Raw genomic sequence first — 26,416 nt, 5'->3', positions numbered from 1 at the left:
TCTAACCAGAAAAGTGAAGGTGAAACTCAGCCATGAAAAAATCCCCATTCTTTCCGACCTTTGGACCATTCCAACTTTCCTTCCCTTGTCCACCAAAGTCCTTTTCATCACGCCACCGTTTACCCAGCTCAATACGCCTTATCCGGCTACGGCTTATCTGAAGGGTTTTCTCAATACGCTTCGGATTTCCTCGCGGCAGGCGGACTTGGGGATAGAGGTGATTCTGAAACTTTTCTCCAAAGAGGGACTGGGGAGAGTTTTTGAGCTAGCGGCATCGACTGATGGCGAGCTTTCTGACAATTCAGCTCGGATTCTGCGAATGAAGGGAGTTTACCTTCAGACGATAGACACCGTGATTGCTTTTTTACAAGACAAAAATCCCACGCTTGCATACCGCATCGCCGAGGGCGACTTTTTGCCTGAAGCTGGGCGATTTGAACAAATGGATGACATGGAATGGGCTTTTGGCTCACTCGGTGTGCGGGACAAGGCACGCTATCTTGCCACATTATACCTGGAAGACATCGGCGACTTGATCACGGAGGCCGTGGATACGCATTTCGGGTTTAGCCGCTATGCCGAGCGTTTGGGAATGTCGGCAACTAGTTTTGACGAGATGGATGGAGCGCTAAAGCAGCCGCTTAGCCTGATAGACTCCATGATGTTGGAGCTTTTGGAAGAGAAAATCCAAGCCTGGCAGCCGGAGTCGGTCGCTTTTTCGGTTCCGTTTCCCGGTAATCTCTTTGGGGCGCTCAAGTGCGGACAATACCTCAAGCAAAACCATCCCACAATCAAAGTTTGGATGGGTGGAGGATATCCGAACACCGAGCTTCGCTCGCTGAGAGATCCCAGAGTCTTTGACTACTTGGACTTTGTCACACTTGACGATGGTGAGGCTCCCATTTCTTTGCTGCTAGAGCATTTAGATGGGAAAGTTCCGGCCACCGAGCTAAAGAGAACCTTTGCCAGGATTGACGGGAAAGTAAAATACCTCAATGGGGCTACTCGCAAGGACTACCCCCAACGTGAAGTGGGCACCCCGGACTACAGCGACCTTAAGCTCGGCGACTATCTCTCTGTGATAGAAGTAGCCAATCCCATGCATCGGCTTTGGAGTGATGGGAGATGGAACAAACTGACCCTCGCCCACGGATGCTACTGGGGAAAATGTACTTTTTGCGACATTTCACTGGATTACATTGGTCGTTACGAATCCATCAATGCGGCAATCCTCTGTGATCGTATTGAAGAGATCATGAAGCAAACTGGAACCAATGGATTTCACTTTGTGGATGAGGCAGCGCCGCCAGCTTTGATGCGGGATTTGGCAATTGAAATTCTCAGGCGAGGTTTGGTAGTGGTTTGGTGGACCAATATCCGCTTTGAAAGCAGCTTCACGGCAGACCTCTGTCGTCTGCTTCGTGCGTCTGGATGTATCGCTGTGTCGGGAGGCTTGGAAGTGGCTTCAGATCGACTGTTGGCTCTGATCAAAAAAGGGGTAACCGTGGCTCAGGTGGCACAGGTTACCAATCATTTTACCCAAGCGGGCATAATGGTACACGCCTATCTGATGTATGGCTACCCCACGCAGACAGCGCAGGAGACGGTCGATTCCATGGAAATGGTACGGCAGCTTTTTGAAGCTGGTGTGCTGCAGTCCGGTTTTTGGCATCAATTTGCGATGACTGCCCACAGCCCGGTTGGAATGGATCCTGCGGCGTTTAGCGTGAAAAAAAGTAGCTCTTTTGAGGGCGATTTTGCCAATAACGAATTGGACTATGTAGATCCGACAGGCGTGGATCATGCGGTTTTTTCCAAAGGCCTTCGAAAGTCACTCTTCAATTACATGCACGGAGTTGGTTTTGATATTCCGCTGAAAAACTGGTTTGAGGTAAAAGTGCCTCCTACCTCCATCCCCAAAAAATACATCGAAAAACAGATTCAGTCCTCACCTCCGCAAGCCTACCGAGACCAAAGCCGTATCGTATGGATCGGTGCTCAGCCTGACTTGATCGATTCTGGGGATGGATTTTGCGAATTGGTTTTCTCTGGAAAAAAGGAGGATTTCGCCATTGAACTTCCTTTGGAGTTGGCTGAGTGGATCGTTTGGCTCTTGGGGAGAGTCAGCTTCGAGCAAAGTCTAAATACGCTTAAGCCAGTTCGGGAAAAATATGATGCAGATCTGGGAGACTTCCAGGAACTGCTCGAATCGGAGGTATGGGAGATCCTGCGTGAGCATGGATTGCTGGTGTTCTAGGATTTGAGGTCTTCTGTACCCTGTCGGATTTCCGGTAAGGCCTCACCCTTTTGCCTTCTTAATTTTTCTAAATTCCCTACCGGAAATAATCTGCCTGTGTAGCATCAAGATTTCTGGTGCGTCTTTTGACTAAAAACTAGTATAAACCAAACTGAGATCACAATGAAACGATTCCTGATTTTCTCGCTGGCCATGGTGATGGCAACATCGATTTTTGCGCAGCAAGTACAACAAATTCCCCTGATCGAAGTGGAAGGCTTTGCAGAACGGAAAACCGCTCCGGATGAAGCGATATTTATGATTTCTCTCGAAGAAAAGGCTATGAAGGTCAACGATGCGGTAAACGTCCTAAACAAAAAGACGCAAAATCTCTCCGACGCTTTGAAAAAGGGCCGCATCAAAGACTATAAGTTAGTCGCTGACAACTATGCGGTCGACGTCAACCGCATCTATCGCTCTGGGTCCCAAAAGGACAGTGGCTATGTAGCCCGTCAGAGCTTGAGGATTGTGACATCCGCCACCAACGAGGATCTACACAAAATCGCGGACGCTATCCAAGGGGCCGGCGATATGAGCTACAACCTGAGCTTTGGCATCTCTGAAGCAACACGCAAATCTTTGGAGAATACGCTACTGACAGAGGCGCTGAAAGATGCAGAAGCCAGAGCCAACCTGATCGGCAGTACGCTGAATCTGAAGGGCCTTAGGGTATTCAATGTGACCTTGGAGCAAAATTTCCGACCTGTGCCGATGTACAATGCAAAGGTTGCGATGGCTGAGTCGGCGGATATGCTGATCGAGACCGATGAGCAGTCGCTGACCAAAAGGGTATTCGTGAAATACACCTACTGAGAGTAAGATTGGACCAAACAAAAAGCCCGAATTTCCGGGCTTTTTTTGTTGTTAATCCTGTACAATGGCTTGGTGAACCAGGACCTTGATGAGGTGAATGATCCTAGTCAAGAATGATCGTGAAAGTGGTTCCTTGTCCGATTTTACTTTCGGCCAGGATTTTTGCCCCAATGCTTTCGGCAAATTCCCGGCAAAGCATAAGGCCGATTCCAGTTCCGGCTTCGCCCTCCGTGCCTTTTTGGGAGGCTACCCGGTCGGTAAAGAGCTTGGAAAGCATCTCGGGAGACATGCCCTGACCGGTGTCCTGAATCCTGATTTCTCCAGGGCTGGGGTAGTCGATTTTGATGCTTCCTTCCGGGGGGGTGAATTTGATCGCATTCATCAGTATGTTTCTGACGATAAAACTCAGGCGCTCCCTGTCGGAGGTAATTTTGGTGCCCGGAGTGGCTTCGATTGTCAGTTGCTGTTTTTTTTGCGTGAGCTGAGTGAGCAGAAGATCGGTATTTTCAGCCACCAAGTCAGAGATATCAAAGCTACTGAATCTGACCTCTTCCGATCCCAACTGGGACTTAGACCAAATCAGGAGGTTATTGAGCATGAGGGATAGGGAGTTGGTTTCTTTGGCGATTAATGGCATCACTTCGAAAAGCTCCTCCTCAGAAAGGATCTTTTTGTCCCAAAGCTGAATGATACTGTGCAGAGAAGAAAAAGGAGCCCTCAAATCGTGGGAAATCACCGAAAAAATCTTGTCCCGAAACTTATTGGCTTTGCTCAACTCGAGGTTTGCCGCATTGAGGTGGTCGGCTTGCTCCTGGATTCGAGCGGTTTGATTGATGGACAATTGGTGGGCCTCTGCGAGGAGGTTATGGGCGACTTGGAGTTTTTTGTGGTTTTTTCTCTGGAGCCAGTACAGGACAGCGAGTACCAAAAAAAGGATCGCTGTACCGAGTAGTAGTTCGTTTCTGCGCTGAATCGTCAAATCCAAATATTCCTGCTCTTGTATGAGCCTCTGGTTTTCCAGTTCTTTTTTTTCGCTTTCATACTGTATGAGGAGTTCTTCCCGGATTTTTTGTCGGTTGTCGTTGAATACCGCCCGGTCAGCCTCATTTTTTATCAGCAGGTATTCGTAGGCGGATTTGTAGTCGTTTTGGCCCAGGGCTGCTTCGGTGAGGTATTCGGCAGCGGTGGAAACGTAAAAATGCGAACCGGCGTCCTTGGCTATTCGATAGGCTTTTAGAGCATTTTCTTTGGCTATTTCGAAATTTTTTGACTTCAAGTGGTAGCTGGCAAGCTCATGGAGTACTGAGATCTTGTTTTCGATATCCTGGTTGGCTTCGGCGATGGAAAGCGCCCGTTCCAGATAGTCCTTTGCCTTTTGTGGGTCGTCAATACTCAATTCGGAAAGTTGGGTAAGGGTCTTTACCAATCCATTGTTGTCCTTGAGTTCTTCTTTGATTTTTAGAGATTCCTGCAGGTATTCCACAGCCTGATCAAAGTCTTCCTTGCTTTGGTTTTGGGCCCATCGGTCCTTGTGGTAGTTGCCGAGATTGTTGTAGATCATGGACTGGCCGCGCAGGTTTTTGGTGGCGAGCCCATAGACCAAAGCTTTCTCATACATTTCGGCGGCCTTGCCCATTTCCCCATTGCGGTAGTAAACATTCCCGATGTTGAGGTTTGACTCCAGCATACCCGTGGAGTCGCGGAGCGTTTCCCGGATTTTGAGAGCTTCGAGGTGTGAGGTCAAAGCCCGTTCATATTCGGAGCTGATCAACAGCGCCACTCCCATGATGTTGAGCGAGCTGGCTTGGAGCTTTTGCAGGCCGAGACTCTCAGCCAAGTCGATGGCATTTTGGGCGTAGAGGATTGCAGTATCCTGCTCAAAACCGTAGTAGTGCTTGGCCAAGTCGTAGTATAGTGCTGCTTTTGTAGAGTCGCTTTCCGCAAAGTTGATTGCATTTCTGATACTGTCGGAGATAGACTGGGGCGTCTGCAAGCTTGTCCATAGGACCAAGAAAAGGGATAACATCAGGGTGAATGAGATTAAGCGAAAGGGGTGACTGCCAAATATGCAATCTAAAACGAAAATTCCAAGGAGTGGGTAAGTGGAAATTGGCGGGATTTAGAGCCGGACAATGGATTTGTTTGGACAAGGGGCTTTTTTGCAAAAGATGTTGGCGCCGCTGCCAGCGTCAGACTGGATTTTCGAACGCTTCTCAATTCACCAAAAAGCCGAAGAAAATCAGGATACCAACTGCAAGTGCCAACACAAAGACCTCGTAGGCACGGCGGATCAGCTTGTATTTTCGATCGAGGATTTTCCCCTGGTAGTATAGAGAGATGGACATTTGGTCGATGATGGCGCCCTTTTCCCCAAGCACATTCCGGGTTTCGGCCAGATATTCTTCCAGTGATAGCTTGGCGCTGTCCCCGAAAAAAAGCATGTTGGACTTTGCCTTTTTGCCCGTCTTTTCGCTCCCGATGATTGAGGGCTTTGCGGCCTGTACCGCCAGTAAAGCGGAGGCTAGCAGAGTCAGGAGAAACAGTAGGATAGGGCCAATAGTCCGAAATGAGTCAATCTCGATGATGCCCGCTGCGGATCCATAGCCAAGAAATGCAACGGTAGAGGAGATGCCAAGGGAGTTGATAGTAATGATGATGTTTGCCTTATTGTCGGCAATCTGGAGGAGGCTACAGTTGTTTTTGAAGGCGACGCGATAGTAAGTCTGCCTTTCCCGCTGTGTCTTTTCCTTGTCTTTCCCCTTCTCTGTAGTCGGTTGTTCCATTTTACGGCATATTTTCAATGAATTTAATCAATAATTTACACTGCTTGTATCTTCTCTTTCTTGGCATTTTGCAAACCTCTGGATTTTAGGCCGCGGGGTATTAGGTCCGTATGTAGCAGATGTCGGACTTCGGAAACTCGCCGTTGCTTTTCGGAGTGGCAGCAGGTTTCCGCTGCGTTTTATCTAGTAAATATTCCAAAACTTTTTCATTTTTAGTTTTTTCCTTCAAAACAACTTTCCTCATGCAGCAAGAAGCCCCTGCGTGGTCAACGTTTGGCCGTATTTCTTTTCGGATCGCTTTTATCTATTTTCTACTCTTTTTCAATCCCTTCGCTTCCCTTTTTGTTTATCCGTTAGCGCCCCTAGTATCTTTTCTCAATAGCCATCTGTTTCACATCCGTCCAGAGCTCAATATGAACGGCGGAGGAAGTGGGGATACCAGCTTTGATTGGGCTTTGGTATTCACCTATGGGATCTTGGCGGTAGGCGGTGCTTTTGTGTGGACACTGCTGGATCGGAAGAGAAAGCACTATTCAGAATTGAACTATTGGCTGTGTCTGATTCTTCGCTACATGTTGGCTGCTGTTTCATTCAACTACGGGATATGGAAAGTCTTTGCTTTGCAGATGACTTTCCCCAGCCTAAGTCAGCTGGCTACGCCTTTGGGAGACTATCTCCCCATGCGTTTTTCCTGGATGTTTATTGGATACGGCGGACCATACCAGATCTTTTCGGGTGTTGCAGAAGTGTTGGTGGCTTTACTGCTAGTATGGCGAAGGACGGCGCTCTTGGGTGCTCTTTTAGCTGTTGGAGTTTTCGCCAATGTGGTCATGCTTAATTTCAGCTATGATATTCCTGTGAAGATAAAATCCAGTCACTTGTTGGTGTTGAGCTTGTTTTTGGTGTGGCAGGAGCGGAAGCGGCTTTTTGCTTTCTTTATCCAAAACAAAGAAGTCTTGCCCTCCCCCGTATTCGAGCGTCCTTTGACAGAGAAATGGCAAAAGAATCTTAGGATCAGCTTGAAGCTTCTCTTCTTCGTTTTATACTTTGGGAGTCAAGTTTTCTTAAGTTTCAATGCTTGGGGCGAAAGGCAAGCAAGCAGTAAGCGGGTGCTGCAGCCCATCGAGCCAGGGATTTACCATGTCGAACTTTTCGTAAAAAATGGCGACACCATACCCGAGAGTCTGGCTAATTCTGAGCGCTGGAAGGATGTGGTCTTTGACTACAATGGGGAAGGAAGTATGGCAGCCAGAGACACTAGTTTTTTTATGAGTTATGGCCGTGCCTATTTTGGGTATCAGCCTGATAGTACGGGCAAGCAATTAGAAATTAGGGCTTTTCGTCAGAGAATTGCCAACTTTTCCATGGATCTGTCGAAATCTGATCGAATGATTCTAAATGGCAGCAAAGGTGAGGATTCACTACATGTGGTCTTGCAAAAGCTCGACCGACACTTCCCATTGGCCGACCGACAGTTTCACTGGATCAGCGAGTGGGCTCAATAGGTTAAGTTTATGTCAAAAAAATGGCAAATCAGTTTTTAAACTGACTTGCCATTTCTGCTTGTGTTTTCTCCTAGTCTATTTGTTCCACTCCATTACCTCCATCTCGCTAAGTTCGGGGCCGCCGCCGCGGTTGGCTGAGCCGGCTTGTACGTAGATTTTACCATCCAAAAACGCCGCTCCGGTACCGTGACGGCCTTGGAGTAGGTTGGGTAACTTGCTCCAGGTATTGGTACGAGTGTCCAGCACTTCGACTTCGGCATGGGCGGGTACTTGGACGCCGCTTTCCCCGTTCATAACCACTAGGAAATGGCCGATGCCTAGATTGGAGTTGCCGGCGCGCTCGGTGGGAATACCGGTGTCGATGGTGGCCCAGGCCCCGGTTTTGAAGTCGTAGTAATCCACTTCTTTGATGGTGGTGTCAATCACACGATTGTTTTTTGCATTGGAAGTACGGCCGCCAGCAAGGTAAAGTCGATCGTCCACCATGGCTGCACTGATATGATCCCGGGCTCTTGGGGCGTCTGGGAGAGTGGTCCATTTTCCAGTCTTGGGATCCAGTTCGTCGAACCATGGCACGAACCCATCCCAGTGTCCATCTTGGATTCCACATACCATGTAAATTTTGTTGTTCCTGACAAACACACCTGCGGAACCTCGGTGGCGATTTTCGGGAAGTTTAGGGCCTTCTCGCCAGCTTTTGGTTTTAGGATTGAAAATCAAGGCGTTTGGAATCGGCGTCTCGTGGGGATAGCCCCCGGTTAATGCTCCGATAACCCAAATTTCCCCGTCATAGGAGACCGCCTGGAAGTGGCTGATTTCCATAGGTGCATCGGCTACTTTCGTCCAGGTATTGGTTTTTGGATCATATTCCTCGACAGGTCTCTCTCCACGTCCTCCGAGGGAGTAGAGCTTGCCCCCGCACTCGACAAAGGAGTTTTCATGCCTTGGGGTGGCTTCCGTTTTGGGAGTGACTACCGTCCAAGTTTCTTGAGAATAAGCTTGTAGGCTAAAAAGGACTAGAAAAGTTAGGAGTAGGTTTTTCATGGCAAGCATTGTTTGTTCCATCAATTTACTCAAAGCAACCTGATCTTGCACACCAAACTGCAATTAGACTGGAAGTCAATTTGTTTTTCGGAATTTCAAGTTTCTGATACGCCCAGACGAAGCCACCACTCCTTCAACTTCACCGGTGCTGTCACGAAAGAACTCAGCTTTGCCAAAAAACCAAGTGTCTCCGGAAAACCTGTCCTTTTTTATGGGGGTAAAGTATATTTCATGGTGTCTGGAGTGAGATGCTACCAAGTTGCTGTCTATGATCTGAAACTGATAGGCCGTGGACAATTCCTCGCTGTAATAGTTGCCCACAAACTCCGTTAGATCGACCGATTTAGCATCGAAAGGTTGTGTCCTTCTGCCCTCTTCACTGTCATTTTCTGAGTAAAATACCTTAACCGTCTGGCTGAGACTGTCGGTTTCTTCCGGAAACTCCAAAATGATGTCAAACTCCTCAAGTTTAAAGCGGGTGTGTGAAATTGGCATAAGAGGGTAGGTGTCCTCTCCTGTCGCCTGGACGAATAGCTGATCGTTTTCCTCCGTGATGTAGAGAATGTCTCCCGACTTCAACTCGTAATCTCCGAGATGTTTGACCCAAGCCTCCGGTTTGAGAGTTTCCGGAATAGTCGATTCGGGGCTCCCCGCTGTCCTTTTTTCCATGATATTTTCCAGAAAAAGGTCGGCCACTAGGTGTGCAAATTTCCCGGACTCAAAGGAGGCGTCGTTACTAAATACCGAAACGGCGAGGTTTTGATCTGGATATCGAGCGAAGAAGGTTCGGTAGCCTGCGTCCGCACCTCCATGCGAGATTTCGAGGATACCTTTATATTCCCCTACAAACTGTCCCATCGCTCCGCCAAAAGTCTCTCCATTGTTCAATAGCGCCAGCGTATTCAGTTTATCGATGATTATTTGGTCTCCCACTTGTGGGTTGGAGAAATTCTTAGCCCATTTACTCAAATCTTCAACGGTTGTAAACAAACTTGTAGCGCCTACATTTGCGTAGTTCAGGACGCTTTTTTTATACCCGCTGGAATCCGGGTGATAGGAGTAGGCCCTGTTAGGAACGATTTTCTCATGATCGTCATAGAAAAGGGTGTAATCCATTTGAAGCGGCTGAAAAATACGCTCCGAACAAAATTCGGCGAAGGTCTGCCCCGAAACTCTGGCAACAATCTCGGCCAAAAGTGTAAAGCCGGTATTGCAATAGAGAAATTCTTCACCTGGATCAAAATTCAAATCCCGTTGCTTACTCACCAACTTGAAGATCTGTTCTTTGGTGATCACATCGTCCAGTCTCCATCCGGCGAGAGCGAGGAGATTCCACTGATCGCGAAGCCCGCTGGTATGTGTTGCCAAATGTCTTAGCGTAATGGTCTTTCCAAAGTCGGGTACCTCTGGAAGGTAGTTCCGGATGTCGTCGTCCATGGATAGCTTGCCTTCGCTTTCCAGCATCAGTGCGGCAAAGGCTGTAAATTGTTTGGAAACAGAGGCAATATGAAAAATCGTAGACGCTGTGACAGGGATTCCATATTCGAGATTGGCGGAACCATAGCCCTTTTTCAGAACGATTTCTCCGTCCTTCATCACTGCGACAGCCACTCCGGGGGTATCAGAATGATTCCATTTGTCGAAAATCCGGTCGACATTCCTTTCTTGGCTAGAGCTACAGGACCATAGTAACAGGAGGAAAAGCAAAAGGTGAAGACGGTTTTTCATGGCGAAAAAAATTATGGAGAGATTAAGTTTAAATAACGCCACTTTGGGAGGATTTTCAAAGATGTGGTAATTCTCCGAGCTTGAGGGGAGGGATCAAATGGCTTAAAGACCAGTGAAAACAAAAAAACCACGGATTGTTCCGTAGTTTTTTTGAATGCCGAATTTCATGTCAATTCACTTTCCCAAATCCAAAATATCCCGAATCTTGTTGATCTGGGCCATTTCTTCAAACAATCCCTCAGCGTCCGACGCTGCAATCTTGTTTCTGAAATTGCTGAGATTGGCGATGTAGCCGTCCAGTGCGCTTAGGATGTTTTCCTTGTTTTCGGTAAAGATCGGCGCCCACATTGCTGGACTGGATTTGGCCAGTCGAACAGTTGAAGCAAAGCCCGATCCTGCCATATCAAAAATGTTTTTCTCGTCGGCCATCTTTTGAAGAACCGTCTCCCCGAGCATAAAGGAAGAAATATGCGATAGGTGGGAGACAAAAGCCAAGTGTCTGTCGTGCTCCTCAGGATCCATAAATCGAAGCTTCAGATTCAAGGCGTCAAAGAGCTTGTAGGCTTTCTCTTTGAGATGGAGGTCGGTCTTTTCCAATTCGCAAACGATCATCACCTTTCGGTCCAGCAACTCGGCAAAGGCCGCTTTTGGCCCGGAGTATTCCGTGCCGGCAATAGGGTGGGCAGCGAGGTATTGCCTACGCTTTGGGTGCTCGGCGATCAGTTGGCAAAGTTTGGCCTTGGTAGAGCCAAGGTCAAAGACCAGCGTATTTTCGCCCACTTCGTCCAGCGTTTTCAGCAAGAGCCCGCCCAAAGTATCCGCAGGAGTGGCCAAAATTACCAAGTCCGTGTCCGCGTCAGGAGTTTCCTTGGCCTCAGTGATGATACCCAAAGTCAGGGCGTCTTTTAAGTTTTGGGGATCGGAGTCAAAACCGCTGATCTGCAGCTCAGGAAATTTTTGTCTGGCACCCAAGCCAAATGAACCGCCCAAAAGTCCAAGTCCGACAATGTGTATTTTTTTCATTTTAGGTTAGGGTTTTATTCGATTGATAGCTTCCAGAATTTTGAATTCCGGCATACAGAGTGAAAAACGCACGTAGGCGTTGCCTGCTGAGCCGAAGATTTTTCCGGGGGTGATAAAGATATTTTTCGCGTATAGAAGCCAATCCACGAGCTCTTCCGCAGATTTGCCTTCGGGCATTCGGCACCAAACAAAGAGTCCGGTCGCCTTTGGATCATAAGTCAAACCAAGATTGTCTGCAAGCTTCCAGATCAGTTTCCGCCGATTGGTGTAGATTTCATTTTGGTCAGAAAACCAGTTCTGACCCAGATTGAGTGCCGCAATGGCGCCTTTTTGCAATCCCAAAAACATGCCCGAGTCCATGTTGGATTTTACTTTCAAGATCGCTTCTACCCAGTCGGCTCGTCCACATAGCATGCCTACTCTCCATCCCGGCATATTGAAGGTTTTGCTTAGCGAGTTGAGTTCCAGCGCCACGTCTTTACCTCCCGGAATTCCCAAAATGCTCAAGGGTTCTGGGTTGAGAATGTGGCTGTAGGGATTGTCGTTAATAAGGACGAGCTGGTGTCGCTGCGCAAAGTCGACAAGCTCGGCGAGGATTTCTTTCGAGCCCGAAGCTCCAGTCGGCATATGGGGATAGTTGACCCACATGAGTTTCACGCGGCTGAGGTCCTTCTTTTCCAGCTCCTCGAAATTTGGCCGGCCTTTTTTCTCCAAATCTATCCCGTAGAATACCGGCTCCGCTTCCAAAAGATGGGTCACCGACGTGTATGTCGGATAGCCCGGATTGGGTACCAAAACCTGATCGCCAGGATTCAGAAAGGCCATGCTGATATGGAGTATCCCTTCTTTTGAACCCATCAGTGGCAGGATCTCCTTGTTGGGATTCAGATCGACCCCATACTCCCGGGAGTAAAATCCGGCCATTGAAGCTCTTAGCTCAGGGACACCCTGATAGCTTTGGTAACCGTGGGCGTGGGGATTTTGGGCAGTGTTTTTCAGCGCTTCCACCACCGTTTTGTCTGGAGCCAAGTCTGGGCTTCCTATGCCAAGGTTGATCACGGGTTTTCCCTCGGCGACCATCTGACCCACTTCGCGCAGCTTTGCGGAGAAGTAGTATTCGGCTACGGTGTTGATTCTTTTGGCAAATCCTTTCATTGTTTTCTGCTGGTGTATTCGCCGAATATTTTCAAATCCCCAAAATCGCTTGCAACCAAATCCATCGCTTCGCGGAACTGGTTGTAATCTCGGAATTCCGCATCGATAAAAAAGGCGTATTCCCAAGGTTTCTCGATCACGGGGATGGATTGGATCTTGCTCAGATTCAGATTTTTGTCCGCCAGCATCGTGAGTAGCTTGGCGAGGCCGCCTGCTTGGTTTTTGATGGTGACTTTGAAAGAGGCCTTATTGGGCAGAATTTTGGTTTGGACTTTTTCCTTTTGTAGGATGATGAAGCGGGTGTAGTTTTCCTTTACCGTCTGGATATCTGGCGCTACGATCGCCAATCCATAGATTTCCGCCGCGATTACGCTGGCAATAGCTGCCGTACCCTTAAGCTGCTCTTCGGCGATTCGCTGCGCCACGAGGGCGGTGTCCACGTCATCATATTGTTTAATGTGGGGGTGTTTCGCAAAAAAGGCCTTGCACTGCAGCAGCGCCATGGGATGGGAGCGGACTTCGGTAATATCCTTTATTGTCTGCCCCGGCAAAGCCATCAGCTGGTGGGCGATCGGCAGATAGTATTCGTCTCGGATGAAGAGCCCGTATCGGTCTATCAGATCATAGTTGGGCAAGATGGCTCCAGCGATGGAGTTTTCAATGGCCATGACTCCGAAGTCAGCCTCTCCTGTGGAGACGGTTTTGGCAACAGGCTCAAAGGTGTTGAAGGGCAGGATTTCGCAGTCTTCGCCAAAGTTTTTCAACGCTACTTGGTGGTGGAAGGAGCCAGGGACACCCTGAATAGCAATCTTCAGGCTCATGCAGTTTCCAGTTTTTCGGTAGAGATCCCGATCAGTTCGCAGTGCTTCCAGAAGCTCGGATAGGATTTGTTGACGACATCGGGGTCTTCGATGACGACTTCCGTTTTGGTCAGCAGCGGCATAAATGCCATTGCCATACGGTGGTCGTCATAGGTGTGGATCTGTACTTTGGAAGGCATGGTGACCGAAGGGATTACCTGATATACTTCCGGCTCGATCTCCTTCAGTTCGGCGTTGAACTTGGCAAGCTCCTGCTGCAGGGCGTAGATTCGGTCTGTTTCTTTGATTTTGAGACTTTCCAGACCTGTGAAAACGGCATCCTGTCCGAGGATCGCACAGGTGACGGCAACGGTCTGGGCCAAGTCTGGGCAGTGGGAAAAATCCCATTTTTTCAGGCCTTTCACGGCTTGTTTTTTCAGCAAAACCCCGCCGTTTTCAAAGGTGGATTTGATGCCGAGAAACTCCATGATGTCCACAATGGCCGAGTCTCCTTGCAAGCTGTTCTCTTTTAGCCCTTCCAAAAACAAGGCTCCCGAGTCTGCACACGCCAAGAGGCTAAACCAATAGCTAGCGCCTGACCAGTCGCTTTCCACCGCAAAAGTGGTGCGCTGATAGGCTTGATGAGCGACTTTGATTTTGTTGTCTTCCCAAGTGTATTCAATTCCAAACTGGGCCATGAGTTCCAGCGTCATCTCGATGTAGGTACGGCTTCCAACTTTACCTTCTAGTTCGATTTCCAAACCTTGAGGCAAAACAGGTGCGATCATCAGCATGGCTGAAATGTACTGGCTGGACACATCACCGCGGATTTTTACTTTATCGGATTTTTGCTCCGGTAGTCCGTGTATAGCCAAGGGAGGATAGCCTTCCGAATTGAGGTAGTGGATCTCAGCGCCTATGGATCGCAGGGCATCGACAAGGATGCCTATTGGACGTTCGCACATGCGTGCCGTGCCAGTCATGACTTTCTTTTGGTTGGTCACCGTGGCAAATGCCGTCAAAAAACGCATCGTCGTTCCTGCATCCAGCACGTCAAAGACAGGCGGACTGCTCTTGAGCAGTCGGATCATCGTCTGTGTATCTCGGGCTTCGGCAAGATTGCTGAGGCTGTTTTCCCCCTCCGTCAATGCGTCGATTACCAAAGCGCGGTTGGATTCGCTTTTGGACGACGGAAGCGGTATTCTGCTGGGATTAAAATCGCTTTTTTGGCTGAGGCGAAGTAGAGTCATGGTTTGAGTAGTCAAAGCTGTGGCCGTTTACAGGTTGTGATATTGGAGAATAGCCTCACGTATTTCCTCGCGGCTGACGGGAATATTGTAAGTGCAGTCTCCGATTGAGTTGAGCAGGGAAAACATGAGGGTGCTGCCTTCATTTTTTTTGTCCTGCAGGCAGAGGTCTAGGATGGGGTCAAGTTCGTTTTTCGAAAATTCGACTTTGCCATAGATCTGGAGCATCGTTTTGGTCAGTTGATCCAGCTCCTCGTAGCTGAATCCGACTTTTTGGAAGGATAGAAATCCTTCGCAAATCATCCCCAAAGCAATGGCTTCGCCATGGAGGAGGTGGTTTGAAGTGTCAAGAAAATAGGATTCAAAGGCATGGCCGATGGTATGGCCAAAATTGAGGATTTTGCGGAGTCCGGCTTCCTTGGGATCGGCGGTCACTACCGCGTTTTTGATTGCGACCGAGTGGTAGATTAGTTTTTCCCAATCCTGCTGTTCCCAATCTTGGGATTTCAGTTCGGAAAAATAGGTTTTGTCTCGAATCAATCCATGTTTGAGGATCTCTGCATAGCCTGAACGAAGCTCCGCATGGGGAAGCGTTTCGAGAAATTCCCTTCCTATCACCACTGTTTCCGGCTGGTTGAAGACGCCGAGGTGGTTTTTAAGTCCCTGGAAATCTATGCCGAGTTTGCCTCCCACGCTGGCGTCCACTTGGGAAAGTAGGGTAGTGGGCATGTTGATAAACCGGATGCCCCTTTTGTAAAGGCTGGCGCAGAAGCCTCCCATGTCACCGATCACACCTCCCCCGAGGTTTAGCATGAGCGCCTTTCGGTCCAGTGCCGCATCGGTCATCTTCTCCCATATCAGCGAGCAGATTTGCAGGTTTTTGTTGATTTCTCCAGCCGGTACGGTGATGAAGACCGTTTGGTCGGGCAGGCTTTTTGAGATCCGTGGGAGGCAATGGATTTGGGTGTTGCTGTCGGTCAGGACGACCAACTTCGAAAAAGAAAGCGTGGCTAAAATCTCCGCTAGCGTCTGCTCCGCCTCGGAGGTGAAAATGACAGGATCCAAAGGGCTGAGGGGTTATGGGTAAAAGCTAAAGGTAAGGAAAGCAGCCTCCAGGAGGGACTGCTTTCCCGGTAAGAGAGCAGATTTATTTCTTCAAAGCTTCTCCTTCGCGGAGCTGTTTTTCCTGGCGCTTTACGGATTCTTCGTGGATGCAATAAAGCAATTCTTTCATAAACTTCTCGCTGAGATGCTTAGCGACGCCTTTTTGGGTGCGGCTTTCCATTACATCTTTCCACCGGTCAGACTGAAATACGGAGAGGTGATGCTCACGCTTGTGTGCACCGATCTGGTCGATCACGGCAAATCTTTCCTGAAGGATATCTAACAACTGGTCATCTAGGTGGTCCACCGCCCTTCTGAGATCCTGAAGCTTTTCGTCAGGCTGCATCGCTTCCAACGATTCCTTGAAATCGATGGAGTTGATCATTTCCTTCAATCTGGCTGGAGTCACTTGCTGCTTGGCATCAGACCAAGCCTTGTCTGGATCGTGGTGGGTCTCGATCATGAGTCCGTCCAGCCCAAAATTCATCGCGCTTTGTGCTACTTCCAGAAGTCCATCTCTTCTGCCCACGATATGAGAAGGGTCGTTGATGACCTCCATACCGGTCCACTGACGCTTCAGGTGGATAGGCATAGACCAGTTGGGTTTGTTTCTGAAGCGTTTGTCGTAGGCATCAGAGAATCCTCTATGGATGGCGGCGAGTTTCTCAATGCCGACGGCGTACATTCTTTCCAAAGCGCCCATCCAAAGCTCCAGATCGGGGTTCATCGGGTTTTTGACCATTACAGGAATGTCTACTCCGCGAAGTGCTTCCGCGATTTCCTGGACCGCAAATGGGTTTACGGTAGTTCTTGCGCCGATCCAAAGTACGTCCACCTTATGCTTCAACGCGATCTCCACGTGTGATGCGTTGCCCACTTCAGTCGTGATGGGGATGTTGAGGTGATGGCGCACGATCTCCATCCATTTGAGGCCTTCCTCGCCCACTCCCTCGAAGGATCCCGGTCTTGTCCTAGGCTTCCAGATACCTGCCCTGAAAAGCTGGGGTACCATATTTTCCTCCTTCATTTCCTTGCAGATCTGCTCGATCTGCTCTGGCGTCTCTGCTGAGCAAGGTCCTGCGATGATCAGCGGGGTAGTGAGTCCTAATCCCCAATCTTTGATTTGTTTGTGCGGCTTCATAATTCTGAGCGTTTGAAATGAAAAAAGCCCGACTCTTTCGAACCGGGCTTTTTGTGTTTTATTTTCTTTTAGTTTTTGGCTAGACAATACACAGCTCCGATTCGATTTTGGCTTCGAAAGTAAAAGTAAAAGAAGGTAAAATAGATCGCTGCTGTGAATAACATGCCCCAAATGTAGGCGGAGGCAAATTAAAAACAAAATTAAATTTTCAGATGCTTTATTGCCTATTTGCCAACCAAGCCAATGATTCATTGATAATTTTCCAAAATGGCACCTTTTTAATTCCTAAACAGAATAAAATTCTGTAAAAAATGACAACGTATGATGGATGTTGTGGAAAAATTATTTTGCTGAATTTACCTTTTTTCTTTTTGGGATTCCGTGATACGATAGTTGGTGGCGGTCTTGACTTTGTCCGAGAAAGGCCGGGGTGTCGATAGGGATGGATCGTCAAGTATTTTTGCGTATGGAGGGCCACTCCTGCCTGGGCTTTGAGGTTTTTGGGAGGTTTTCCCGTAGTTTCCAGCCTGCAATCTCTCCGCCCAAGCTGTTTTTTTTGATATCTTTGCAGCCTTAAAACAGCGGTATGTCTGTAAAACCCCAAATTTCTTTTGAGAATCTAGAAGTAGCCTTTGCATCCAAGTCAGATGCCGAGCTCCGAAAAATGTATCTGATTTTCGCCACCCTCAACAACAACCTGATTTCAGACTTGGGCATAGGTTTGGCCAATTTGGCTTTCAAGCTTAAGCTGCCTGTGAAGGGAATCATGAAGCGTACCATGTTTGGGCATTTTTGTGGAGGTGAGACCATCGCGGAGAGTATCCAAGCCTGCAGGCACCTTTCGAATTTTGGGGTGCAGGCGATATTGGACCTTTCCGTAGAGGGGAAGGGCGATGAAGAATCATTTGACAAAACCTGCGAGGAGATTTACCAGACGATGGTAGAGTCTGCAAAAACCGACTATATGCCTTTTGGGGTTTTTAAAGTGACCGGTTTGGGTGACTACCGCATCATGGAGAAGATCCAGGCAGGTGACAAGCTTCTTGCAGCAGAGACACAGGCTTTTGAAAGGATGAAGGCGCGAGTGGATAGGCTTTGCAAGGCAGCCCACGATTTAGGATTGAAGATCCTTTCGGATGCGGAGGAAAGCTGGTTTCAAGATGTGATCGACGAGCTTACCTATGAGATGATGGAAAGGTATAACCGCGAACGTTGCGTGGTGTATAATACCTACCAGATGTACCGACATGATTCATTGGAGCGTCTCAAAAACGCGCACAATATTGCCATGGAAAAGGGATATATACTTGGAGCAAAGCCTGTGAGGGGAGCCTACATGGAAAAGGAGAGGGAGCGAGCTGAGCGGCTGGGATATCCTGACCCGATTCAACCGAACAAAGCGGCAACGGATCGTGACTACAATGCGGCGATTAAGTTTTGCGTGGAAAATGGGGTTTACCTGGTCTGCGCAACACATAATGAAAAAAGTGCGATCGAGCTGACTGAACTGATGAACTTACACGCCATCGATCCCAAGTCTGATCGGGTGTTTTTCTCCCAGCTCTATGGCATGAGCGACAACATTTCTTTTAACCTCGCTAAAGCCGGCTATCAGGTATTCAAGTACGTGCCCTATGGTCCAGTGGAAAAGGTGATGCCATACCTGACCAGAAGGGCTGCCGAAAACACATCCATATCTGGACAAAGCAGCCGTGAATTTGAGCTGGTCAAGCGGGAAATGAAGCGAAGAAAAGAAAATAGGCAATAGGAAGCTCTTCGGCAGGCCCTGCGATCGAGGCAATCATGGAGCGCTGGAAGAATCGGATTGTTGGATAAAAAAATATAGAATCAAAATATCAACTCAATATAATGCAACTTCTTAGCGAACAGGAAATTGAACGCAGAAAAGACCGGGAAGAACTGATGGCTTTGGGAATCAATCCCTATCCAGCAGAGTCTTTTCCCATCAACGTCACTGCGGAAGACATCCACAGGAATTACGAAAACAGAAAGACAGATTATAAGGACATTTCCATCGCTGGGCGTCTGATGAGCCGCCGGATCATGGGGTCGGCCTCATTTGCCGAAATCCAGGATTCCACGGGGATTCTTCAGATCTATGTCAGGAGGGATGACATTTGCCCCGGGGAGGACAAGACGTTATATAATACCGTTTTCAAGAAGCTGCTTGGCCTCGGCGATTTTGTTGGGGTGAGGGGATATATTTTTACGACTCAGACTGGAGAGATTTCTCTCCACGTCACAGAGATCAAGCTTCTTTCCAAGTCTGTGAAACCTCTTCCCGTAGTGAAAAGAGACGAGGAGGGCAATGTGTTTGACGGCTTCACCGATCCCGAGCTTCGCTATCGCCAGCGTTATGTTGATCTGACTGTCAATCCTGAGGTGAAAAAGACTTTCATCACCCGATCCAGGATCATCTCACAGATGAGAAAGTATTTCGATGACCATGGCTGGCTGGAAGTGGAAACCCCGATCCTGCAGGCGGTTCACGGCGGTGCGGCGGCGCGGCCGTTTCATACCCACCACAACACGCTGGATATACCGCTATATTTGCGGATTGCCAACGAGCTTTATCTCAAAAGACTGATTGTGGGAGGCTTTGACGGCGTCTATGAGTTTGGGAAGATGTTCCGAAACGAGGGCATGGACCGCACCCATAACCCGGAATTCACCTCCATGGAAATCTATGTGGCCTACAAAGACTACATCTGGATGATGGAAATGGTGGAGGAGCTGATCGAGCAGGTGACGGAGACGATCCATGGCAAAACCAAAATCAAAGTAGGAGAGAATGAAATCGAATTTGCCGGTCCGTATAGGAGACTGAGCATGTACGATTCCATCAAGGAATACGCAGGCATCGACGTAAGCGAGATGGATGAGGCAGGTCTGCGCGAAGTCTGCGCCAACATGGGTATCCAAGTGGATGCGACCATGGGCAAAGGCAAACTGGTGGACGAGATTTTTGGGGAGAAAGTAGAGGCCAACCTGATCCAGCCGACTTACATCACCGATTATCCGATTGAGATGACTCCATTGGCCAAGAAGCACCGAAGCAAGCCAGGACTGGTGGAGCGCTTTGAGCTTTTTGTCAATGGAAAAGAAATCGCCAATGCCTACTCTGAGCTGAATGATCCTATCGACCAGAGGGAGCGATTCGAGGATCAATTGAAACTTGCCGAGCGTGGCGATGATGAAGCCATGGCAATGGATGAGGATTTCCTCCGCGCACTGGAATACGGCATGCCGCCCACCTCTGGACTAGGAATTGGAATAGATCGACTGACGATGTTGCTTACCAACAACACGACCATTCAAGAGGTGTTGTTCTTCCCTCAAATGAGACCGGAGAAAAAAGCGGTGGAATTGACGGAAGAAGAAAAATTGATCTTGGACTTGTTGAAAAATGAGCATCCGATTGACCTTTCCAAACTGAAAGGGCAAGCAGGCCTGAGCGGAAAGAAATGGGATGTGGCCATAAAAGGCCTGACCCAAAAGGAGCTCGCCAAAGTCCAAAAAGACGGAGACCTTTTGACAGTGCAATTGCTTTAAAAATTTGCTAAATACATTGAAAACCGGGCTGAAAAGCCCGTTTTTTTACTTCAATTTTTGCGTTTAGCTTACAAAAAAGTCAGCTTTCTAACAGTGAATCAGGCGCCTTGTGCCTTTCATATCGACCGTTGGATACAACTATGCTAGGAGCTTGTAGATTCCTTCGTATTTTGATGAAGCAAATCTGAACCCACAACCCAATCCTCAGCAAAGTTACTATGCGCATTCTTTTCACCGGAGGCTCCGGAAAAGCCGGAAAACATGTGATCCCCTACCTTTTGGATCAAGGACATCGAGTACTCAACGTAGATCTTACCCCGCTGCAGCATCCAGGAGTGGACAATCTAACCGCGGATATCACCGATTCGGGACAGATGTTCAATGCCATGAGTATGTATGCGGGCTTTGACGAAATGGAGCCAGGAACGGGCGTTCCCCAGTTTGATGCGGTAGTGCATTTTGCCGCAGTCCCTCGAATCCTCATCAAGCCAGACAATGAGACCTTTCGGGTCAATACGGTAGGGACCTACAATGTCATCGAAGCTGCCGTAAAATTGGGGATTAAGAAGATAGTGATCGCATCGTCAGAAACTACCTATGGCGTCTGCTTTTCTGACGGGAAAACCGATCCCCGTTACCTTCCCCTGGACGAGGAATACGATGTGAATCCAATGGACAGCTATGGTCTCTCCAAAGTGGTAAATGAGCAGACAGCCCGCAGTTTTCAAAGGCGGTCTGGGGCGGATATTTACGCGCTCCGGATCGGCAATGTGATCGAGCCGCATGAGTATGCGGAGCTTTTTCCTTACTATTTTCGTCACCCAGAGGTACGCCGTAGAAATGCCTTTTGCTATATCGACGCCAGAGATTTGGGGCAAATCGTCGATCTCTGCCTTAAAAAGGACGGCTTGGGATTTCAGGTTTTCAACGCGGGAAATGACCACAATGGAGCCGTGATTCCGAGCAGGCAATTGGCTGAGTTGTTTTTTCCGCAAGTCCCTGTCACCCGGGAATTGGGCGAGCATGAGGCCTTGTTTTCAAACCGCAAAATCCGCGAAGTCTTGGGCTTCCGAGAACAACACAACTGGAGAAACTACGTGACTTGGGAATAGTTACGCCCAAGCCTTACCCTAGCAAAAAAATGGCTTAGAAGGTTTTCCGCTGGACGCGTCTGACTGAAGCCTTGCCGGTTTGGAAGAGGGTTTGGCTACTTTAGGCTTTTCTGCTTGTCTGCGTATCCAAACACTTTTTGCAACAAAGAGCTAGTTCGCGCATTAATATTTTCCCGGATTTTCAGTTCCTCTTTGGCAATCTCCACAAAAAGTCCCTGAATGGCTTTTTCGGTGACATAGGCAGTCAAGTCGGTATTCACTGGCTTGACGAGAGGGATCTTGTTGTAGCGGCCCATTACATCTCCCCAATATTTGGTGGCATTCACCTTTTTCAAGCTTGAATCGATGATAGGGGAAAATTTGGAGGAAAGGGAGTCCGTCGTTGTTCTTTGGAAATATTGGGTGGCCGCATCCGACTCGCCGAGTAGGATATTCTGCACGTCCTGGAAGGTCATCTTTTTGATGGCAGCAGTAAAGATGGGCTTGGCCTCCTTGGCGGCGTCTTCCGCAGCGCGGTTTAGGCTGGTGATGGCTTGGTCGCAGAGTGAGCCCAAACCCAGGCTCCTCAGCGTTTTTTCCACTTGCTTCGCTTCGTCGGGAAACAGGATTTTCACGTCGAGATTTTTGAGATAGCCATCCGTCAGCGAGAGTCGATCGGTGCTGATTCCGGTCCCCTTTTCCAAGGCCTCCTTTAGACCCATGCTGATCTCGGAGTTGGTGGGAGTGCCGGTCAACCCTCCGGCTTGTTCCAGGATTTTGGAAATCTGCGCGGTGGACTGACAGGAATAAAGAAGGAGAGTGAGCAGGAAAGATAGGGATAGAAGACCCTTCTCAAGCTTGGCTATGTAATTCATGCGATTTGTTTTACACCTTATCAAGGAAAAATTAAGCCAACTTGTCCGTAGCTCATAAATCAACAAGGAGCGGCGGGCAGTATTCGTTTTTTATTTCCTTAGAAAAATTGTGTATATTTTTAATATTGTATAATGAAGTGTGCTGATTATTCTTGTAGACAGAATATAATAGCTTTTCAATTGAATTTTTGTCAAAGATGAATCTTAGAATAAACTCCGAGTTTGGGACCTTGAAGGCGGTCTTGATGCACAGGCCGGGAAAGGAAATCGACAGACTGACGCCATACAACAAGGAATTTTTGCTGTTTGAGGATGTGCCTTATCTGGAGGCTCTGCAAAAGGAGCATGACACTTTTTCGAGGTTGATCAAGGATTCTACAGGCGCCCAGGTCTATCAATTGCGGGAATTGCTGATCCGGGTTTTGTATGACGGGGAGATTTTGCTGAAGCTGATGCGGGATTCCCTGAAGCGCTCTGGGCTTTCGCACATAGCAGAAGATATTTTGGACCGCTATTCCACGGCGGAGTGCGCCGGTATCTTGACTGCCGGCTTGAAAATCCACGAGCTGAAGAAAAAGCTTCCCAAGCTAAACGCCGGCGAACTCTATGATTTTGCCTTTGCGATCCCACCCTGCCCAAACCTCTACTTCCAAAGGGACCCGATGGCATTGACTCCCGGGGGGATTATTTTTTCCTCCATGAAGATGGAAGGCCGACAACGTGAAGCCGATCTGCTCAGGACAGTCTTCGAAAATCACCCCGACTTCAAAAACCATGTGAAGACCATTTACCCGATCGACGGGCATGATTCTCCGCCAAGCATAGAGGGTGGAGATGTGATCATCCTTTCGCATGAGGCCGTGGTCTTGGGAAATTCAGAGCGTACGGATGAGAAGGCGATCTACCATGCCGCCAAGGCTCTCTTGGCAGAAGGATCTGTCAAGCGGGTTTACGAAGTTCACCTGCCTAAAAAACGGCAGTTTATGCACCTGGATACGGTGTTTACGGTTCTGGATGAAAATCTCGTGTTGACCTATCCAGATGCGATGAACTCGGTGCTCCAAACTTCCCTTTACACATTGAAAGATGCCAATGGCGATAGGGTAAACATCAAGCGAGAGGTACTGAAAGAGTCGCTCCTGACCGTATTGGCGAGAGAAATCCCGCACTTGGAAATACTGAGCACCGGCGACGGCAATCCTGATTACGCGATGCGGGAGCAGTGGTTTGACGGGGCTAATGTATTTGCCATCGGCCCCAGGCGGGTAATCTCATATAACCGGAACATCCATACCAACCGTGCGCTGAGAAACTTGGGAGTGGAGGTTCTGGAGATTCCGTCGTCAGAACTTAGCCGCGGCTTGGGTGGACCCAGATGCATGACTATGCCGCTAAGCCGAGCCAGGATATAGAGAGTTCGACACCGAAATATAAAAAAGATTTTTTCGCTTAGAGGTCGAAGAAAGAACGTCTCCTTGACACCTTGAGATCCTGCAGGATGCTAGATTTTACCCGGATATCTATACTGTAGGAGGTAAACTTGCCAAAGGGTACCCAGGAGACGTTCATCTGCCAGCAGTGGAGATCCCGTGAGATGCCTATCATGGTTTGGGTGATTGCCGCTGCCTGGAAGTCAAAGCCGGTGTTGAAATTGATTTTCCATTTTTCGGAAAGGGACAAATCCCCACTGACGTTCATCGTCTGCGTGATGTTTTCCTGGTTGTTGATCTGCTTGGAGTAGGACAGGTTATAACCCAGAGATACGTTCCAAGGGATGTCCCAGTCGATGTACTGGCTGGGATCGGAAACAATCCGGTTGATTTCGTTTTGGGCAAACTCGTCCATCACCCCACCCCGCTCGAGGAAGTCCTGGGTCAGCTCATCCCGGACCTCACCGGGTGTTTGCCCACTGCGCGGATTGATGGACATGTTCATATTCATGGATGCCGATCGGATCTTGCCAATGCCCTGACCGGCTGTCCAGGCGAACTGGTTGACGCGGCGAAAGCTGCTGCTACCACTTTCTAAACTTGTTTCTTGGACAGCGTAGGGGTCAATGCTGCTGGTAAGGTTTACGGAGAGCTTACGCTCAAAAAAGCTCGTTCTGGCTGAAATGGAAAAGGGGGAAAGCTTGAATGAGTCTGCCGCAAAGTTATATGCCGTGTTGATGTTGAAGGATTCCAGTAGCGGAATCTTTTTCGTCGCGTTTTCGGTGGTACTGTCCTTGAGGTTTAGGATTTTGGCTTCCAGTACATTTCTGATGCCAATGCTCAGCGCTCTGGATTCTCCCAAAGGAGCTCCGCTGTAGACAAATCCCTGATGTCTGGAGAAAAGTTGGGTTCTTCCTGTGCTGTCCACCTGAACGCGCTGGTAGTAACCGTATGAGGGGTCTGAGAAATCAGGGGTATAGTTGAACGCAAAGGTGGGGGCGATATGATGGCGGATGGTCTGCATCTTGCTCCCTGGCTTGAAATTGTAGTAGCCGTAGAAGTTGGTGTTCATCGAAAATGAACTATTGTAAAATCCCACTCGATTGAAGCCATCTTCCACGATTCTATCCACTCGTTCTTCGGTGGGATTATAGTAGTAGTTGATTCGCTGGAGATACCAGAGTTCGTTATAGTTGACGGATGCTGTACCTGTGAAGTAGTTGAAAAGCGTGAAGTTGGATGAGATAGGAATGGTATTCCTAGCTCCGTTGTTCGCGTTTTTCAGGAGCAGGCTCATGTTTTCCAGTGTAAAGTCAACGATTTCTGGTCCTGTGCCTATCTCGGGATTGTTCACTCCGAACTGCTGCTGTATGCGGTTGGAGATCGTGTTTTGCATGTTGAAATTCCAAGCCACGTTCAGTGTCTTTAGCGGCTCAAATTTTAAGTTCTTAAAAGGGCTTTGCCGGTTCATGTTGACCGCGACGGTCGGCAGATCGAGCCGCACTTCTCCGGTCTGTACGCTTTGGGAGTGGCGGAAGTTGGCCGACATCGAGAAGGGAGTGCCGGAGAAAGTCTTAGAATAGGAAATGTTCGAGTTCAGGTCAGCGGTGACGTTGTTGGTGAAGTTGTTTTGGCTCGCTACGTTGTTGAAGTAGCTGGTCGATCCCGCATTGACCGAGGCGGAAAACCGGCTCGTGCCCCGGCTCACAGGCGTGTGGTTCCACTGTACTCTAAAAGTATTGTAGTCGACCGGATTGAGTTCAGTCTCCGGGCTTTTGAACTTTTGGAAATCCACGTTGAATCCCCCATTGAACCGGTAGCGCTTGGTGTAAATGGCTTGGGACTTTAACCCCCAGCCTCCCTTGGAGTAGATGTCCCCCGTCACTCGGGCGTGGATATAGTCGTTGAAAGCGAAGTAATAGCCCAAGTCTTGGAGGAAGATCCCACGGGTATTTTCCTTTCCCCAAGTTGGAAAGACAACTCCAGAAGCCTTTTCTTCTGGAGTATCCGGGATCAAACCAAATGGAAGTCCCAGCGGCGTTGGGATTCCATTGAAATAGAGGTTGAATGGGCCTGAAACGACCTGTTTGCCAGGGATGGCCTTGATCTTGTTGGAGGAGATGTGCCAGTGCGGAGTCGTCAGTTTACAGGTGGTATAGTAGCCATGATCCAGATAGATACTTCCGTCTTCGGTTTTCTTGATGGTTTCGCCTCGCAATACACCGTCTTGCTGCTCAGTGACCACATCTTTGATGATGGCTTTTTGGGTCTTGAAGTTGTAGCGCATCTCCTTTCGGATCTCGTAGGAGGTACCACGATCGGTGAAAAAGGGGTTTCCTGTCACTGCTCCTAAGCTATCCGTGACTCCCGTCGCATAGAGTTCGGAGTTTTTCCAATCGATGACGATCCGGTCGGCTTCGAGCTTCATCTCCCCATACTCAAACCATGCTTTTTTGTAGAGGTAAACCTTGTTTTCTGTAAAATCGGTGATGATGCTGTCCTCCGCGAAATAAAGAATATCTGTTTGGATATCGCTTGTGGGCATAATTTTTGCCGAATCGAGCTTGATCAAAGTGTCTTGCTTGGCAAAGAGGCTGTCTGAGGAAGGAAGGGTTCGCGGCGGTACAGTCAGAGTATCTGGAGCGATTAGGACTCTTTCACGCTGGGATTTAGTCGGTCGCTGCGCCAGTGCAATCTGCGGGAAAATCCAAAGCCCTGAAATAATCAAAAAAAGGATTCTGAAACCCGACACTGCTGCTTGCGCTTTGTTTAATTTGGTTGAAATTTTGCGTAAAGTTAATTCGATTG

The 26,416-nt window shown here is 48.6% G+C and carries 19 protein-coding genes; 7 read left to right on the top strand and 12 right to left on the bottom strand.

Annotated elements, in window-relative coordinates:
- Nucleotides 1-85 precede the first annotated feature (85 nt).
- Both J0A67_RS12270 and J0A67_RS12265 read left to right on the top strand, forming a co-directional pair.
- Nucleotides 86-2,257, top strand: coding sequence for a B12-binding domain-containing radical SAM protein (locus J0A67_RS12270; protein ID WP_206569709.1), 2,172 nt, complete (start codon nt 86-88; stop codon nt 2,255-2,257).
- Between the two features lie 162 nt (nt 2,258-2,419).
- The gene (locus tag J0A67_RS12265; protein WP_206569616.1) at nt 2,420-3,109 is read left to right on the top strand and encodes an SIMPL domain-containing protein; all 690 of its coding nucleotides are present in this window, start codon (nt 2,420-2,422) and stop codon (nt 3,107-3,109) included.
- A 103-nt stretch (nt 3,110-3,212) separates the two neighbouring features.
- Here the strand turns inward: J0A67_RS12265 and J0A67_RS12260 are convergent, their stop codons facing one another.
- The gene (locus tag J0A67_RS12260; RefSeq protein ID WP_206569615.1) at nt 3,213-5,135 is read right to left on the bottom strand and encodes a tetratricopeptide repeat-containing sensor histidine kinase; all 1,923 of its coding nucleotides are present in this window, start codon (nt 5,133-5,135) and stop codon (nt 3,213-3,215) included.
- A 187-nt stretch (nt 5,136-5,322) separates the two neighbouring features.
- Nucleotides 5,323-5,892: a Pycsar system effector family protein gene (locus J0A67_RS12255; protein ID WP_206569614.1), complete on the bottom strand. Its 570-nt coding sequence runs from the start codon at nt 5,890-5,892 to the stop codon at nt 5,323-5,325.
- Between the two features lie 242 nt (nt 5,893-6,134).
- On the opposite strand from J0A67_RS12255, the gene J0A67_RS12250 reads away from it, so the two are divergent.
- Complete coding sequence (locus J0A67_RS12250; RefSeq protein ID WP_206569613.1) at nt 6,135-7,397, top strand: hypothetical protein; 1,263 nt, start codon at nt 6,135-6,137, stop codon at nt 7,395-7,397.
- Nucleotides 7,398-7,472: 75 nt separating this feature from the next.
- On the opposite strand, the gene J0A67_RS12245 is transcribed toward J0A67_RS12250, so the two are convergent.
- The 8 genes from J0A67_RS12245 to J0A67_RS12210 all read right to left on the bottom strand — a co-directional run bounded on the left by J0A67_RS12245 (nt 7,473) and on the right by J0A67_RS12210 (nt 16,639).
- Nucleotides 7,473-8,441, bottom strand: a complete 969-nt coding sequence (locus tag J0A67_RS12245) for a Kelch repeat-containing protein (RefSeq protein ID WP_206569612.1) — start codon at nt 8,439-8,441, stop codon at nt 7,473-7,475.
- 75 nt (nt 8,442-8,516) lie between these two features.
- On the bottom strand, nt 8,517-10,169 hold the full coding sequence (locus J0A67_RS12240) for a serine hydrolase domain-containing protein (protein WP_206569611.1): 1,653 nt from the start codon (nt 10,167-10,169) through the stop codon (nt 8,517-8,519).
- A 174-nt stretch (nt 10,170-10,343) separates the two neighbouring features.
- Nucleotides 10,344-11,192: a prephenate dehydrogenase gene (locus tag J0A67_RS12235; RefSeq protein ID WP_206569610.1), complete on the bottom strand. Its 849-nt coding sequence runs from the start codon at nt 11,190-11,192 to the stop codon at nt 10,344-10,346.
- A gap of 6 nt (nt 11,193-11,198) precedes the next feature.
- On the bottom strand, nt 11,199-12,347 hold the full coding sequence (locus J0A67_RS12230) for a pyridoxal phosphate-dependent aminotransferase (RefSeq protein WP_206569609.1): 1,149 nt from the start codon (nt 12,345-12,347) through the stop codon (nt 11,199-11,201).
- Nucleotides 12,344-13,168, bottom strand: coding sequence for a prephenate dehydratase (locus tag J0A67_RS12225; protein WP_206569608.1), 825 nt, complete (start codon nt 13,166-13,168; stop codon nt 12,344-12,346). Before J0A67_RS12225 ends, J0A67_RS12230 begins: the two co-directional genes overlap by 4 nt.
- Nucleotides 13,165-14,397, bottom strand: coding sequence for a 3-phosphoshikimate 1-carboxyvinyltransferase (locus J0A67_RS12220; RefSeq protein WP_206569607.1), 1,233 nt, complete (start codon nt 14,395-14,397; stop codon nt 13,165-13,167). The genes J0A67_RS12225 and J0A67_RS12220 overlap by 4 nt, the downstream gene beginning before the upstream one ends.
- Before the next feature lie 27 nt (nt 14,398-14,424).
- Nucleotides 14,425-15,459 carry a 3-dehydroquinate synthase gene (gene aroB / locus J0A67_RS12215; RefSeq protein ID WP_206569606.1) on the bottom strand — a complete coding sequence of 345 codons (1,035 nt, stop codon included), beginning with the start codon at nt 15,457-15,459 and terminating at the stop codon, nt 14,425-14,427.
- Nucleotides 15,460-15,541: 82 nt separating this feature from the next.
- A complete protein-coding gene (locus J0A67_RS12210) occupies nt 15,542-16,639 on the bottom strand; it encodes a chorismate mutase (RefSeq protein ID WP_206569605.1) in 1,098 nt (365 codons plus the stop codon).
- 586 nt (nt 16,640-17,225) lie between these two features.
- Between J0A67_RS12210 and J0A67_RS12205 the strand changes: the two genes are divergently transcribed.
- From J0A67_RS12205 to J0A67_RS12195, 3 genes are all read left to right on the top strand, one after another.
- Complete coding sequence (locus J0A67_RS12205; protein ID WP_206569604.1) at nt 17,226-18,407, top strand: proline dehydrogenase family protein; 1,182 nt, start codon at nt 17,226-17,228, stop codon at nt 18,405-18,407.
- Between the two features lie 101 nt (nt 18,408-18,508).
- Nucleotides 18,509-20,212 carry a lysine--tRNA ligase gene (lysS, locus tag J0A67_RS12200; RefSeq protein WP_206569603.1) on the top strand — a complete coding sequence of 568 codons (1,704 nt, stop codon included), beginning with the start codon at nt 18,509-18,511 and terminating at the stop codon, nt 20,210-20,212.
- Nucleotides 20,213-20,430: 218 nt separating this feature from the next.
- Nucleotides 20,431-21,324 carry an NAD-dependent epimerase/dehydratase family protein gene (locus J0A67_RS12195; protein ID WP_206569602.1) on the top strand — a complete coding sequence of 298 codons (894 nt, stop codon included), beginning with the start codon at nt 20,431-20,433 and terminating at the stop codon, nt 21,322-21,324.
- Nucleotides 21,325-21,419: 95 nt separating this feature from the next.
- Here the strand turns inward: J0A67_RS12195 and J0A67_RS12190 are convergent, their stop codons facing one another.
- Nucleotides 21,420-22,178, bottom strand: a complete 759-nt coding sequence (locus J0A67_RS12190) for a DUF4197 domain-containing protein (RefSeq protein ID WP_206569601.1) — start codon at nt 22,176-22,178, stop codon at nt 21,420-21,422.
- A gap of 197 nt (nt 22,179-22,375) precedes the next feature.
- Between J0A67_RS12190 and J0A67_RS12185 the strand changes: the two genes are divergently transcribed.
- Nucleotides 22,376-23,590, top strand: a complete 1,215-nt coding sequence (locus J0A67_RS12185) for an arginine deiminase (protein ID WP_206569600.1) — start codon at nt 22,376-22,378, stop codon at nt 23,588-23,590.
- Between the two features lie 37 nt (nt 23,591-23,627).
- On the opposite strand, the gene J0A67_RS12180 is transcribed toward J0A67_RS12185, so the two are convergent.
- Nucleotides 23,628-26,360, bottom strand: a complete 2,733-nt coding sequence (locus J0A67_RS12180) for a putative LPS assembly protein LptD (RefSeq protein WP_317195061.1) — start codon at nt 26,358-26,360, stop codon at nt 23,628-23,630.
- Between the last annotated feature and the right edge of the window lie 56 nt (nt 26,361-26,416).

The sequence above is a fragment of the Algoriphagus aestuariicola genome (assembly GCF_017254835.1).
GTDB lineage: Bacteria > Bacteroidota > Bacteroidia > Cytophagales > Cyclobacteriaceae > Algoriphagus > Algoriphagus aestuariicola.
This window is presented reverse-complemented; position numbering and strand designations above follow the sequence as displayed.

What these genes read in the sequence shown, in the direction of transcription:
- J0A67_RS12255 (WP_206569614.1), bottom strand. Translation starts at nt 5,892, where the DNA reads ATGGAACAACCGACTACAGAGAAGGGGAAAGACAAGGAAAAGACACAG.
- J0A67_RS12245 (WP_206569612.1), bottom strand. Translation starts at nt 8,441, where the DNA reads ATGAAAAACCTACTCCTAACTTTTCTAGTCCTTTTTAGCCTACAAGCT.
- J0A67_RS12265 (WP_206569616.1), top strand. Translation starts at nt 2,420, where the DNA reads ATGAAACGATTCCTGATTTTCTCGCTGGCCATGGTGATGGCAACATCG.
- J0A67_RS12250 (WP_206569613.1), top strand. Translation starts at nt 6,135, where the DNA reads ATGCAGCAAGAAGCCCCTGCGTGGTCAACGTTTGGCCGTATTTCTTTT.
- J0A67_RS12195 (WP_206569602.1), top strand. Translation starts at nt 20,431, where the DNA reads ATGCGCATTCTTTTCACCGGAGGCTCCGGAAAAGCCGGAAAACATGTG.
- J0A67_RS12235 (WP_206569610.1), bottom strand. Translation starts at nt 11,192, where the DNA reads ATGAAAAAAATACACATTGTCGGACTTGGACTTTTGGGCGGTTCATTT.
- J0A67_RS12205 (WP_206569604.1), top strand. Translation starts at nt 17,226, where the DNA reads ATGTCTGTAAAACCCCAAATTTCTTTTGAGAATCTAGAAGTAGCCTTT.
- J0A67_RS12190 (WP_206569601.1), bottom strand. Translation starts at nt 22,178, where the DNA reads ATGAATTACATAGCCAAGCTTGAGAAGGGTCTTCTATCCCTATCTTTC.
- J0A67_RS12230 (WP_206569609.1), bottom strand. Translation starts at nt 12,347, where the DNA reads ATGAAAGGATTTGCCAAAAGAATCAACACCGTAGCCGAATACTACTTC.
- J0A67_RS12220 (WP_206569607.1), bottom strand. Translation starts at nt 14,397, where the DNA reads ATGACTCTACTTCGCCTCAGCCAAAAAAGCGATTTTAATCCCAGCAGA.
- J0A67_RS12210 (WP_206569605.1), bottom strand. Translation starts at nt 16,639, where the DNA reads ATGAAGCCGCACAAACAAATCAAAGATTGGGGATTAGGACTCACTACC.
- J0A67_RS12225 (WP_206569608.1), bottom strand. Translation starts at nt 13,168, where the DNA reads ATGAGCCTGAAGATTGCTATTCAGGGTGTCCCTGGCTCCTTCCACCAC.
- lysS (WP_206569603.1), top strand. Translation starts at nt 18,509, where the DNA reads ATGCAACTTCTTAGCGAACAGGAAATTGAACGCAGAAAAGACCGGGAA.
- J0A67_RS12185 (WP_206569600.1), top strand. Translation starts at nt 22,376, where the DNA reads ATGAATCTTAGAATAAACTCCGAGTTTGGGACCTTGAAGGCGGTCTTG.
- J0A67_RS12260 (WP_206569615.1), bottom strand. Translation starts at nt 5,135, where the DNA reads ATGTTATCCCTTTTCTTGGTCCTATGGACAAGCTTGCAGACGCCCCAG.
- J0A67_RS12240 (WP_206569611.1), bottom strand. Translation starts at nt 10,169, where the DNA reads ATGAAAAACCGTCTTCACCTTTTGCTTTTCCTCCTGTTACTATGGTCC.